Genomic DNA, 12,675 nt, shown 5'->3' on the forward strand with positions numbered 1-12,675 from the left:
ACCACGCCCTCCGAGGCTCCCACCGCCAAGCCCACGCCCCCGAAATCAGGATCTCCCAAGGCCGCGTCGCCCAAGGGCGAGGGGCCCGCCGCGTCGCCCAAGGGCGAGGGGCCTGCCGCGTCCCTCAAGGGCGAGGGGCCCAAGGCGGCGCCGGCCAAGGATGAGTCGGCCACGGCCGCTTCGCCCAAGGATGAGTCGGCCACGGCCGCTTCGCCCAAGGAGGGGACTGCCAAGGCCGCGTCGGCCAAGGAGGCGGCCGACGGCGCGCCGCCCAAGGATGTGGCTTCCAAGGCCCCCAAGGAGGCGGTCAAGGGCGCGGCGCCCGGGAGCGGCGCAGCACCGGGGAGTGAGGCGGCCAAGGCCGCGCCAGCCAAGGCCGCGCCGGCCAAGACTGCGCCGGCCAAGACCGCGCCGGCCAAGACTGCGCCGGCCAAGGCCGTGTCGCCCGCATCGCCTCCCGGGGGTGCGTCGAAGGGCGAGGCGCCCAAGGGTGGCGAGGCGACCGCCCGCGCCGCCCGCGCTCCGGCCACCACCGTGCGGCCGGGAGCGCCCGGTCGCACGGCCGCGCGCCCGGCCGGCACCGACCCCGAGGCGACGCAACCGCTGGCGGCCGCCGACGACCCGGCCGCCCCGCTCGGCGCCCTGGCCAGCGCCCCGACCGGCCGCCGGGTCCGGGCGCGGCTCGCCCGGTTCAACGCCCCGTGGCAGAGCACCCAGGTCAGCGAGGTCCTCGAACCGCTGATCGCTACCCACCGCGCCAGCCACCCGAAAGCGGACATCCGGGCGTTGCAGCGCGCGTTCGACGTGGCGGCCCGCTGGCACTCGGGGCAGTACCGCAAGTCGGGTGACCCGTACATCACGCATCCGCTGGCGGTCGCGACGATCCTGGCAAACCTCGGCATGGACACCACCACGCTGGTGGCCGCGCTGCTGCACGACACGATCGAGGACACGGCGTACTCGCTGGAGCAGATGAAGACCGACTTCGGCGCCGAGGTGGGGCTGCTCGTCGACGGCGTGACAAAGCTCGACCGGGTGAAGCTGGGCGACGCGGCGAAGGCCGAGACGATCCGCAAGATGGTCGTGGCCATGGCCAAGGACCCCCGGGTGCTGGTCATCAAGCTGGCCGACCGGCTGCACAACATGCGTACGCTGACCTTCCTGCCCCGCGCCAAGCAGGAGCAGAAGGCAAAGGAGACGCTGGAGATCCTCGCCCCGCTGGCCCACCGCCTCGGTATGAACACGATCAAGTGGGAGCTGGAGGACCTCGCGTTCGGGACGCTGTTCCCGAAGCGGTTCGAGGAGATCAACCGGCTGATCGGCGAGCACCAGCCGCAGCGCGAGGCGCTGCTGCGCCAGGTCACCCAGCGGGTCCAGCTCGACCTGAAGTCCGCGAAGATCAAGGCGGAGGTCACCGGCCGCCCGAAGCACCTGTACTCGATCTACCAGAAGATGATCGTGCGGGGCCGCGACTTCAACGACATCTACGACCTGGTCGGCGTGCGCATCCTGGTGGACACGGTCCGCGACTGCTACGCGGCCCTCGGCGTCATCCACGCGAACTGGCAGCCCGTGCCGGGCCGGTTCAAGGACTACATCGCGATGCCGAAGTTCAACATGTACCAGTCGCTGCACACGACGGTCATCGGTCCCACCGGCAAGCCGGTCGAGATGCAGATCCGTACGTTCGCGATGCACCGCACCGCCGAGTTCGGCATCGCCGCGCACTGGAAGTACAAGGAGCAGAAGGGCGCCACGATCGTGGGCCCGCCCGCGCACATCGACGAGATGACGTGGTTGCGCCAGTTACTTGACTGGCAGCGGGAGGCCAGCGACCCGAGCGAGTTCCTCGACGCGTTGCGCTTCGACCTGTCCAGCCAGGAGGTGTACGTCTTCACCCCCAAGGGCGACGTCATCCCGCTGCCCACCGGCTCCACCCCGGTCGACTTCGCGTACGCGGTGCACACAGAGGTCGGACACAAGTGCATCGGCGCCCGGGTCAACGGCAAGCTGGTGCCGCTGGAGTCCACTCTGTCCAACGGCGACGTCATCGAGATCTTCACCTCGAAGTCGTCGTCGGCCGGCCCGACCCAGGACTGGCTCGGTTTCGTCAAGAGCCCCCGCGCCCGTACGAAGATCCGGCAGTACTTCAACAAGGAGCGCCGCGAAGAAGCGATAGAGGTCGGCAAGGAAGCCATCGTCAAGGCGATGCGCAAGCAGGGCCTGCCCCTGCAGCGGATGCTGACCAGCGAGAACCTGACCACCATCGCCCGCGACCTGCACCTGGCCGACGTGGCGTCGCTGTACGCGGCGGTCGGCGAGAGCACGGTGTCGGCGCAGTCGGTGGTGCAGAAGCTCGTCGCCGGGTTCGGCGGCGAGGAGGGCGCGGTCGAGGACATCGCCGAGACGGCCGTGGCGACCCGCCCGCCGCGTACCCGGGGCAGCGCGCAGGACCCCGGCGTCGTGGTCAAGGGCGTCAGCGACGTGTGGGTGAAGCTGGCCCGCTGCTGCACTCCCGTGCCGGGCGACACCGTCTTCGGGTTCGTCACCCGTTCCGGCGGGGTCAGCGTGCACCGTGAGGACTGCGCGAACGCGGAGGACCTGCGGATGCAGCGCGAGCGGGTCGTCGAGGTGAGCTGGAAGCCGACCAGCGCGTCGACGTTCCTCGTCGCCATCCAGGTGGAGGCGCTCGACCGGCACAAGCTGCTGGCGGACGTGACGCGGGTGCTGTCGGAGGAGCGGGTGAACATCCTGTCCGCGACGGTCACCACCACCCGGGACCGGGTGGCGGTCAGCCGGTTCACCTTCGAGATGGCCGACCCGAAGCACCTGGGCCACCTGGTCGCCGCGGTGCGCAAGGTGGACGGTGTGTTCGACGCGTACCGGGTCACCTCGGGCGCCTGACGGACCAACGAGAAAGGGCGCGGACCGTGGTCCGCGCCCTTTCTTCGTGTACGGGTCAGCTCGGGCTGACCGTCAACGACTTGATGATCGTCTCCATCTTCGGGTGCCCGCCGCCCGCCTGGGCCTTGAACGCGCCGTCGTCGCCCGCCGCGACGACCTTCTTGACGATGTCCAGGCCGGTGTCGAGCTTGCCGACCAGGGTGTAGTTCGGCGGCAGCTTCGTGTCCTCCGCGGTGAGGAAGAACTGGCTGCCCGAGCTGTTGGGCTGCCCGGTGTTGGCCATCGCGATCGAGCCCGCCGGGTACGGGTTGCTCTGGCCCGTGGGCAGGTTCTCCTCGGCCATGGTGTAGCTCGGGCCGCCCGTGCCGTCGGTCGGCCGGTACCCCTTGCCCTTCGCGAACGGGTCACCGCACTGCAGCACCCGGAAGCTCTGCTCGTTGACCACCCGGTGGCACTTGGTGTCGTTCCAGAAGTTCTTGCTGCCCAGGTGCTGGAAGCTGGCCGCCGTGCACGGCACCTTGCTCAGGTCGAGCTTCGCCGTCATCTTGCCCAGGTTGGTGTCGATCGTCATGACACTGGTGCCGGTGTTCGGCACGTTGGGCGGGGGAGTGCCGACGTCCTTGACCTTGCCGCCACCGGCCGGCACCGGCGTCCACGTGCAGGCGACCGTACCCGCCGGCGGGGCGCCCGCCGAGGACGTCGACTTCTTGTCGTCGTCGCGCAGGGCGTAGGTGATCCACACGGCGGCACCGGCGATGAGGACGACCGCGGCGGCCGACCCGATGATGGCCTGGCGCTGGCGCCGCTTCTTGGCGGCCGTCGCGCGTTCGGCCATCTCCTTCTCGAGCCGGGCCCGCGCCGCCGCGCGCTGCCGGTCCTTGATCGACGACACGGTCTTCCTCCTGTATGCCTCGGTGCGGTGAGGGTGGTCAGGACTGGCTGCTGGTGCTGGGCGCCGGGGTGGCGCCGGTCGCGGCGGAGACTGTCACGCTCTGCACAACGATCTTGTCCTTCGGCTTGACCTTGGCGCCGGAGCCATTGTCCACGACCGGGATGCGTCCGATCGCCGCCACGGTGTCCATGCCGTCGGTGACATGGCCGACGATCGAGTACTGCGGGGTCTTCGGGCTGAAGTCCTTGAAGAAGATCAGGAACTGGCTGCCGTTGGTGCCCGGCGGGTTGCCGATCATGGCGACCGTGCCCTTCGGGTACACCGGGGCGATCCTCGGCGGAACCTTCGCCGACGGGCTCGGCGCCGGGGTGGGCGGCGCGGTCGGCAGGTTCTCGTCGTAGAAGCTGTACGTCGGGCCGCCCTGACCCGTACCGGTCGGGTCGCCGCAGCGCACCGCGCCGTCGGCGGTGAGCTCGTGGCACTGGGTGTTGTCGAAGAACTTCTTGCCCGACAGGTAGCTGAAGCTGGCCGCGCTGCACGGCGCGGTGGTCGCGTCGAGCGACACGACGATCGGCTTGCCCTGGTTGGTGGTGATCGTCATCGTCTGGGTGCCGGACGTCGGAATGCCCTTGGTGGGCGGCATGCCGACGTCCTTGAGGCTGGTGTTGCTCGCCGCGCTCTGCGGGGTCCACACGCACACGTCGGAGCTGGCCACGTCGGGGGTGTCGGTGTCGTCGTCGCTGTCGAACGCGCCGCCCAGCCAGGCCACCCCGCCGACGATGAGCAGCAGCCCGACGGCGGCGCCCACGCCGGCCTGGATGCGCCGGCGGCGCTGCAGCTTCGAGGCCCGGCGCGCCTGCTGCCGGTCGAGCTTGGCCCGCGCCAGTTTCCGCTGCCGGTCCTTGCTGGATGCCACCGAGTGTTTCCTTCCTCATCCCGTCGCGGTGCGCGCCCCACCCGGCGCGCCCCGGCCGGTTGCGGCGAGTGCGCGATGCCACACGCCCGCAAGAGTGTACGGGTAACTCCTGAGAATGTGGTGTGCGAGGTTCCGTCACGGTGTGTACGGTGTGGCGGCCTGTCCCCAGCGGGCCCGGTGCACCGCCGGGGCGCCCGTGCCGCACGGTAGGCTCGCGGGGCGATACCGACCGTGCGAGAGGGGTGCCCCGTGTTCGTCACCGGCTTCGAGGCCGAGGCGTTCGGCACCAACTGCTACGTGCTGGCCGCCGGTCCGGGGGAGCAGTGCCTGATCGTCGACCCGGGCATCGGCGTGCTGGACCGGCTCGACGAGGTGATCGCGAAGCACCGGCTGCACCCCGCCGCCGTGCTGCTGACCCACGGCCACCTGGATCACACCTTCTCCGTGGCGCCCGTGTGCGGCGCCCGCGGCATCACGGCGTACGTGCACCCGGCCGACCGGGAGCTGCTGGCCGATCCCGCCAAGGGGCTGAGCGTCGACCTGGCCGCCCTGTTCGGCGGCCGCCTGCCGTACTCCGAGCCCGACGACGTCGCCGAGCTGACCGACGGCGGCACCCTCACCATCGCGGGTATCGAGATCACGGTCGACCACGCGCCCGGCCATACCGGCGGGTCGGTGCTGTTCCGGCTGCCCGGCGCCGGCACGGAGTGGGACGCAGACGAGGTCTGCCTCTCCGGTGACGTGCTGTTCGCCGGCTCCATCGGGCGCACCGACCTGCCGGGCGGCGACACGGCGACGATGATGGCCAGCCTGCGGGACAAGATCCTGCCACTGGCCGACGACACCGTCGTGCTGCCCGGCCACGGACCGGCAACGACCATCGGCCGCGAGCGCGCCTCGAACCCGTACCTGCGGGAACTGACCGGCGCGCCCCGCCGCGGCCTCTGACCCGCTTACGGAGAGACAGTGCCCATTTCCGGCTTCCCCGAGTGGCTGCCGTCCCAGCGCATGATCGAGCAGTACGTGCTGGACAAGATCCGCGCCACCTTCGAGCTGTACGGCTTCGCCCCGCTGGAGACCCGCGCGGTCGAGCCGCTGGACCAGTTGCTGCGCAAGGGCGAGACCTCCAAGGAGGTGTACGTCCTGCGCCGCCTGCAGGAGGACCCGGCCGCGCCCGGCGGCGACGACGCGCTCGGCCTGCACTTCGACCTGACCGTGCCGTTCGCCCGCTTCGTGCTGGAGAACGCGGGCAAGCTGCAGTTCCCGTTCCGCCGCTACCAGATCCAGAAGGTGTGGCGCGGCGAGCGCCCGCAGGAGGGCCGGTACCGGGAGTTCCTGCAGGCCGACATCGACGTGGTGGACCGCGACACGCTGCCGTTCCACTACGACACGGAGATGCCGCTGGTGATCGGCGACGTGTTCGCCGCCCTGCCGATCCCGCCCGCCCGGATCCTGGTGAACAACCGCAAGGTGTGCGAGGGCTTCTACCGCGGCCTCGGCCTGGCCGACACCGAGCAGGTGCTGCGTACGGTCGACAAGCTCGACAAGATCGGCCCCGACAAGGTGGCCGCGCTGCTGGTCGAGACCGCAGGGGCGACCGACGCGCAGGCCGCCGCGTGCCTGAAGCTGGCGGAGATCAGCGCCTCGGACGCCTCGTTCGTCGACGCGGTGCGCGCCCTCGGCGTCGACGACCCGCTGCTCGATGAGGGCCTCGCCGAACTCCTCCGGGTGGTCGAGACCGCCGCGGAGCACGCCCCCGGCCTGGTCGTGGCGGACCTGAAGATCGCCCGCGGCCTCGACTACTACACCGGCACGGTGTACGAGACCCAGCTGCAGGGCTACGAGCAGTTCGGCTCGATCTGCTCCGGCGGCCGCTACGACAACCTCGCCACCGCCGGGACGGAACGCTTCCCCGGCGTCGGCATCTCCATCGGCGTGTCCCGGATGCTCGGCCTGCTGTTCGGCCGCGACGCGCTGGCGGTGTCCCGGCCCGTGCCCACGTGCGTGGTGGTGGCGTTGCCGAACGAGGAGCTGCGGCCCGCCTGCGACCGGATCGCGACCGCGTTGCGCCGTCGCGGCATCGCCACCGAGGTGGCGCCGACGGCCGCGAAGTTCGGCAAGCAGATCCGCTTCGCCGAGCGCCGCGGAGTGCCGTACGTGTGGTTCCCCGGTGTGGACGGAGCCGCGGACTCGGTCAAGGACATCCGCTCCGGTGCCCAGGTCGACGCGGACGCGGCGACGTGGGAGCCACCGGCCGCCGACCGGCACGCGCTGGTCAGCGCGGGCTAACCGAGCGCGTCGAGGAACTCCTCGATCGCCGTGGCCACGGTGCCGAGCGCATCGGTGTAGCGGCGCAGCGGGCCGGGTACGCGCAGACCGTGGTCGCCGTCCACGACGGTGACCACGGTCTTGCCCGTCGCCTGCGCGGCCTCGGGCACCCAGGCGAAGTCGGCGGTGCCGCCGATCAGCAGTGCCGGCGCGGGATTGCGGCCGATCGCGGCGACGACCTCGTCGGCGGTGAGCACCGGGGTCAGCCACACCGCCGGCAGCCCGCGCTCGGCCACCAGGGCGGCTGCCCAGCAGCCCAGTGACTTGGCGATCACCACCGGCCGGGCGTGCGGCGCGGCCCGGTGGGCCCGGTGCAGGGCCGCGTCCACATGCGCCCGGACGAACGGCTCGGGGCCGACGTCCAGCAGCCCGGACGGGACGGTCCAGGAGATCGTCTCGATGTGTGCCCGCCGGTCCCGCAGCGCGCGGTCGGCGAGGTCGAGCAGCGGAGCCTGTGCGGTGTATGCACGGCCCGGCACGACGATTCCGGTGAGCATGGCGCGACCCTACCGGCGGCTCTGCCGGGTCGGAGGTCCCGGCCGGGCGAGGCGGTGGCCTCTGGGGCAGCTGCGGTCGACGGGGCAGCGTGGACGGTGTGAAGGCACACCGCATTCCCGCAACCGGTGGTGTCCCGGCGGTGTCCGGCCGGTCCCACGCGGAATCCTCGGCGGGTGACGGCCACCCCGGCTGGCCGCTGAGGGCTGTGGTCGAGGCGGCCACGATGGCGCCGTCGCTGCACAACAGTCAGCCGTGGCGGTTCGAGGTACGCGACGGCGGGGTCGACGTCTTCGCCGACCACACCCGGCAGCTGGAGGTTCTCGACCCGGCGGGGCGAGAGTTGCTGATCAGCTGCGGCGCGGCCGTGTTCACCCTGCGCCTGGCGATGCGGGCGCAGGGGGCGGTGCCCCGGACCCGGCTGCTGCTGGCCGACGGCGACCCCGCCGATCGCCCGGTCGCGCGCGTGGAGCCCGGACGGGCGGCCGCCGCTGGTGCGCAGGTCACGGCGCTCGCCGCGGCCATTGCCCGGCGCCACACCAACCGGTGGCCGTTCGCGGCCACGGTCGTACCGTCCGATGTGGTCGAGCAGCTCGTGCAGGCGGCGGCGTTCGAGGGGGCGGTGCTGACTGTTGCGAACGCCTCGGCCCGCACTGCGATCCTCGGTCTGACCAGGGCGGCCGAGCGGCGGCTGCGCCGCGATCACGGCTACCGCGCCGAGCTGGGCCGGTGGACCCGGCCGGGTCTGCGGCGTACGGATGGGATACCGCCGTCGGCGATCGGCCCGTGGGATGCGCTGGAGACCATGCCGATCCGCGACTTCGGACTCGTGCACCCGGCGCTGCTGCGCCGCGCGGAGCGCTTCGAGCCGTACCCGATGATCCTGGTGCTCGCGACCCGGGGTGACGACCGCCGCGACTGGCTCGCCGCGGGCCAGGCCCTGCAGCGGGTCCTGCTGGTGGCCACCGCGAACGGCCTGGCCACGACGCCGATCAGCCAGCCGGTGGAACTGCCCGCGGTCCGCGCGGTGCTCACGGACACGCCCGGTGGCGTCTGGGCCCAGATGGTGATCAGGATCGGGTACGGGCCCGCGGCGCAGGCCACGCCACGGCGCCCGCTGGCCGAGGTGCTGCGCGGCGCCTGATCAGGCGGCGGGGGTCGCCTCGAAGAGGAGACAGCTGGACGTGGCGTGGGCGACCAGGCGGCCCTCGGCGTCGGTCATCCGGGCCTGCGCGTACGCGGTGCGGCGGCCGCGCTGGATCACGGTCCCCTCGCAGCGTAGCCGCCCGGAGGCCACCGTGACCGGGCGCAGGAACTTCACGTTGAGGTCCTGCGTCGTGTAACCGAGCCCGGACGGCAGGGTGCTGTGCACGGCGCAGGCGGCGGCGCTGTCGAGCAGGGTGGACAGCACGCCACCGTGCACGGTGCCGAGCGGGTTGTAGTGGAACTCCTGCGGTCGCAGGTAGAAGGTGACCCGGCCCTGCTCCACCTCCATGCCGGACATGTCGAGCAGCTCCATGACCGGGGGTGGCGGCAGCTCGCCCGCGGCGATGCGCCGGAGCAGTTCCAGACCGTCGCTGCGGCCCAGCAGGTGGGCGTGGCGGGCGGGGTCGGTCCAGGTGAACGTGCGGGCGCGCACGCCGTCCTCTGCTGTGGCGGCCCCGAGATCGTCGGTGGCGTTCTGGGTCTGCGTCATGGACGCAGCTTGGCACCGGTTGCTGCATCTGTCAAACAGACCTAGCCTGGCGGTATGACGCCCGCCACCGCGCACCCCGAGGCCCTCGATTACAGCGCCGACGTCTGCACGATCGGCCGTGCCATGGCGGTCCTCGGCGAGCGATGGACCGTCGTGGTGCTGCGTGAGGTCTTCATCGGCAACCGGCGCTTCGACGACATGCGCGCGCGTACCGGCATTCCGCGCCAGGTCCTGACCAACCGGCTGGCCACCCTGGTCGCGAGCGGGCTGCTGCGCCGCGAGCCGTACCGGGAGCCGGGTGCCCGGGTGCGTCACGAGTACCGGCTCACCGGGAAGGGGCTCGATCTGTACCCCGTACTGATCGCGGTGCGCGAGTGGGGCGACCGGTACCTGGCCGAACCGGACGGACCGCCGCTGGTCATGGAGCACCGGGGCTGCGGCGCCCCGGTGCACGGCGAGTTGCGCTGCGCCGAGGGCCACCACGTCGACCAGTACCGCGACATCATGCCGCGCCCCGGCCCGGGGGCCCGGCGGCGCTGACCCGGGCGCACGTCCGGCCCTGCAGAGAGGCCGCCGGTCACTCGGCGCCCTCGGCCATCCCGATCATCGGGAGGCTGACCAGATTAGCGGGATGTTTCGGAATTGTTCCGATTAACCTCAGGGATGGTTCCACTCTGGTCCCGGCCGGCTGAGGAGGCGTGCGGTGAAGATCCTGAGCGTCCGCCCGCTGCGCGGACCCAATGTGTACCTCTCCCGGCCCGTCGTCGTCGCTCGCCTGCGCCCGGACGAGCTGGCCGGACAGGAGACCACCGACCTCGCCGGCTTCCCCGAGCGGCTGCTGCGGGCGCTACCCGGCCTGGCCGAGCACCGCTGCACGGCGGGCGTGCCCGGTGGGTTCGTCAGCCGGATGCGGGTCGGCACCCACCTCGGGCACGTCACCGAGCACGTCTGCGTCGAGCTGTCGCGCCGGATCGGGCGCGAGGTGAGCTTCGGCGCCACGGTCGCCTCCGGTGAGCCGGGGCAGTACGACCTGATCGTCGAGTGCCCCGTGGACGAGTCGCCCGACTCCAGCCTGCCGGCCGAACTGCTGGACGCCGCCGTGGAGGTGGTGACTTCCGTGGCCGCCGCGCTGCCCGGCTTCGCCCTGGCGCCACGCCTGGCGGAGCTGACCGGGCTGGCCGAGCGGCAGGCCATCGGCCCCGGTACCCGGTCCGTGGTCGCGGCCGCCCGGCGCCGCGGCATCCCGGTCGAGCGCTACGGCGATCTCGGCCTGCTCCGCCTCGGCTGGGGAAACCGGCGCCGCCTCGCCCGGGACGCCATGACCGACCGCACCGCCGGGGTGGGCGTCGACATCGCGCGCGACCGGCAGGTCACCCGGCGGCTGCTGGCCGAGGCGGGGGTTCCGGTGGTGCCGGGCGGCGCCGCGAACACCGCCGAGCAGGCGGTACGCCTGTTCAACCGGCTCGGGGCGCCGGTGGTGGTCAAGCCGCGCCGGGGCCTGCCGGGCGAGGGGGCCGTCCTCGACCTCGGCACCTCGGACGAGGTCGAGCGGGCGTTCGCGGCCGCCGGGGGCGACGTGGTGGTCGAACGCCAACTGCCGGGCCGTGACTACCGCGTCCTGGTCGTCGCCGACGAGGTGGTAGCCGCCGCGGAGCGGATCGCCGCACCGACCGCCGCGGAGCGGATCGCAGTGCCGTCGGCGGTCGGTGGGGCCAGCCGGGACGTCACGGATCTCGTGCACCCGGACGTCGCCCGGCTCTGCCGTCGCGTCGCCGCGCTGGTGGGGCTCGACATCGTCGGCGTCGACCTGCGGCTGGCCGACGTCTCGGCGCCGGTGCCGCCGGGCGATCCCACCGGCGAGCCGCCCGGTGGGGTCGTGGAGGTCACCGCCGCACCCGGGCTGCTCAGACACCTCGCGCCCGAGCAGGGCCGGGCCCGCGACATCGGCGACGCGATCGTCCGGGCCATGTTCCCCGGCGGTTCCGACGGGCGGATCCCCGTCGTCGCGGTGACCGGCACGAACGGCAAGAGCAGCGTCGCCCGGATCGCCGCGCACCTGCTGTCGGGCACCGGGCAGCGGGTGGGGCTCACCACCTCCGACGGCGTCGGCGTCGACGGGCGCCCGATCCATCGCGGCGACGCCACCGGCCCGGACGCAGCGCAGATGGTCCTGGGTGATCCCGGCGTGCAGGTCGCCGTGCTGGAGACCGGGTGGGGCGCGACGGTGCGCGGGGGGCTCGGTTTCGACTGGACCGACGTCGGGGTGATCACCAATATCACCGCCGATCACCTGGGCCGGGACGGCGCCGACTCGATCGAGGACCTCGTGCGAGTCAAGGCGCTCATCGCCGAGCGGGTCCGCGACGGCGGGACCCTGGTGCTCAACGCGGACGACGGTCGCGTCCGCGACCTGGTGGAGCTGCCACGGGTACGGGCGGACCGCAAACGGCTGGTCTGGTTCGGACTGGACCCGTGGTGTCCGGTGGTGACCGCGCACCTGGCCCGTGGCGGCACCGCGTACCTGCTGGTGGAGGGCTGGCTGGTGCAGGCCACCGGGGCGCGGCGCACGCCGCTGGTGCGCGCGGCGGAGGTGCCGGGCGCGTACGGGGGAGCGGCCGGATACGCCGTGGCCAACGCGCTCGCCGCGCTGGCGACGGCCCGCGCGCTGGGTACTCCCCAGCAGACGGCGCTCGCCCGGCTGGCGGAGTTCGACCCGCCGCGGCACCACCCCGGCCGGGGAACCCTGCTGCGGGTCGGCGACGTGTCTGTCTTCGTGGACGGCGCGCGCAACCCGGCGGCGCTGGCGGCGGTGCTGCGTACCCTGCACCGGCTGTGGGGTCCCGAGCGCTGCCTCGCGGCGATCACCCTGCCCGGTGATCAGCGCGACGACCTGCTGGCGGCCTGCGCGCGGGAGTTGGCGGACGGACTGGCCAGGGTCGTGCTGTTCGACGGCGAGCTGCGCGGACGCGCTCCGGGAGAGGTGCCGGGCCTGGTCGAGCGGGAGATGCGGGCACGGCGACCGGGGTTGACCGCGGTGCGCGCCGCAGGCTGTGCGGAGGCGGTCGACGATGCCCTGCGGCTGGCGGACCCCGGCGATGTGGTGTTGCTGCTGCCCGGCAATGCCGAGGTGGCGCTGGGGCTGCTGCACGAGCGGGGCGCGCGGCCGGCGGAGGCGGGGCTGGTCAGCGCCGCCCGATGATCACTTCCACGACCGACTTGGTCGCTATGTCCGTACGAATGTCGACGGCGGCGAATATGGAACGATCGTTCGCCCGGATCGGCCAATCAGGCGGGGTTGTCCTGGTCAATGCCGGAGGCTCGCGGCCCGAGTACCGATAGGGCCGGAAAATGAGTATCGAAAGAATGGCAACGCACGGTAATCGTCGGCCGGTTCCGTCGCAGATTCCGGGTCTGATCGTTGTTTGCATCGGGCCGAGGAATTCG

The 12,675-nt window shown here is 72.5% G+C and carries 10 protein-coding genes; 6 read left to right on the forward strand and 4 right to left on the reverse strand.

From position 1 onward, the window contains the following. The first annotated feature begins 438 nt into the window (after positions 1-438). Positions 439-2,904 carry a RelA/SpoT family protein gene (locus ACMCNN_RS09830; protein ID WP_412747113.1) on the forward strand — a complete coding sequence of 822 codons (2,466 nt, stop codon included), beginning with the start codon at positions 439-441 and terminating at the stop codon, positions 2,902-2,904. A 55-nt stretch (positions 2,905-2,959) separates the two neighbouring features. Here the strand turns inward: ACMCNN_RS09830 and ACMCNN_RS09835 are convergent, their stop codons facing one another. Then, positions 2,960-3,739, reverse strand: coding sequence for a peptidylprolyl isomerase (locus tag ACMCNN_RS09835; RefSeq protein WP_412747114.1), 780 nt, complete (start codon positions 3,737-3,739; stop codon positions 2,960-2,962). A gap of 94 nt (positions 3,740-3,833) precedes the next feature. Further along, entirely contained in the window at positions 3,834-4,712 is an 879-nt protein-coding gene (locus ACMCNN_RS09840; RefSeq protein ID WP_412745879.1) for a peptidylprolyl isomerase, read from the reverse strand. 249 nt (positions 4,713-4,961) lie between these two features. Between ACMCNN_RS09840 and ACMCNN_RS09845 the strand changes: the two genes are divergently transcribed. Next, positions 4,962-5,660, forward strand: coding sequence for an MBL fold metallo-hydrolase (locus ACMCNN_RS09845; RefSeq protein ID WP_412745880.1), 699 nt, complete (start codon positions 4,962-4,964; stop codon positions 5,658-5,660). Positions 5,661-5,678: 18 nt separating this feature from the next. Continuing rightward, positions 5,679-7,001: a histidine--tRNA ligase gene (gene hisS, locus ACMCNN_RS09850; protein WP_412745881.1), complete on the forward strand. Its 1,323-nt coding sequence runs from the start codon at positions 5,679-5,681 to the stop codon at positions 6,999-7,001. Here the strand turns inward: hisS and ACMCNN_RS09855 are convergent. Next, complete coding sequence (locus ACMCNN_RS09855) at positions 6,998-7,537, reverse strand: alpha/beta hydrolase (RefSeq protein WP_412745882.1); 540 nt, start codon at positions 7,535-7,537, stop codon at positions 6,998-7,000. The genes hisS and ACMCNN_RS09855 overlap by 4 nt on opposite strands. A gap of 98 nt (positions 7,538-7,635) precedes the next feature. Here ACMCNN_RS09855 and ACMCNN_RS09860 point away from each other — a divergent pair, with 98 nt between their 5' ends. Beyond that, positions 7,636-8,679 carry an Acg family FMN-binding oxidoreductase gene (locus ACMCNN_RS09860; protein WP_412745883.1) on the forward strand — a complete coding sequence of 348 codons (1,044 nt, stop codon included), beginning with the start codon at positions 7,636-7,638 and terminating at the stop codon, positions 8,677-8,679. On the opposite strand, the gene ACMCNN_RS09865 is transcribed toward ACMCNN_RS09860, so the two are convergent. Next, on the reverse strand, positions 8,680-9,231 hold the full coding sequence (locus ACMCNN_RS09865; protein WP_412745884.1) for a PaaI family thioesterase: 552 nt from the start codon (positions 9,229-9,231) through the stop codon (positions 8,680-8,682). Positions 9,232-9,285: 54 nt separating this feature from the next. On the opposite strand from ACMCNN_RS09865, the gene ACMCNN_RS09870 reads away from it, so the two are divergent. Next, on the forward strand, positions 9,286-9,771 hold the full coding sequence (locus ACMCNN_RS09870) for a winged helix-turn-helix transcriptional regulator (protein ID WP_412745885.1): 486 nt from the start codon (positions 9,286-9,288) through the stop codon (positions 9,769-9,771). A gap of 163 nt (positions 9,772-9,934) precedes the next feature. Beyond that, the gene (locus ACMCNN_RS09875) at positions 9,935-12,430 is read left to right on the forward strand and encodes a cyanophycin synthetase family protein (protein WP_412745886.1); all 2,496 of its coding nucleotides are present in this window, start codon (positions 9,935-9,937) and stop codon (positions 12,428-12,430) included. Positions 12,431-12,675 lie beyond the last annotated feature (245 nt).

The organism is Krasilnikovia sp. MM14-A1004 (assembly GCF_047159485.1).
Lineage (GTDB): Bacteria > Actinomycetota > Actinomycetes > Mycobacteriales > Micromonosporaceae > Actinoplanes.

Excerpts from the sequence above, each read along its gene's own strand:
- ACMCNN_RS09865 (WP_412745884.1), bottom strand. The coding sequence starts at position 9,231 with ATGACGCAGACCCAGAACGCCACCGACGATCTCGGGGCCGCCACAGCA.
- ACMCNN_RS09855 (WP_412745882.1), bottom strand. The coding sequence starts at position 7,537 with ATGCTCACCGGAATCGTCGTGCCGGGCCGTGCATACACCGCACAGGCT.
- ACMCNN_RS09870 (WP_412745885.1), top strand. The coding sequence starts at position 9,286 with ATGACGCCCGCCACCGCGCACCCCGAGGCCCTCGATTACAGCGCCGAC.
- ACMCNN_RS09835 (WP_412747114.1), bottom strand. The coding sequence starts at position 3,739 with ATGGCCGAACGCGCGACGGCCGCCAAGAAGCGGCGCCAGCGCCAGGCC.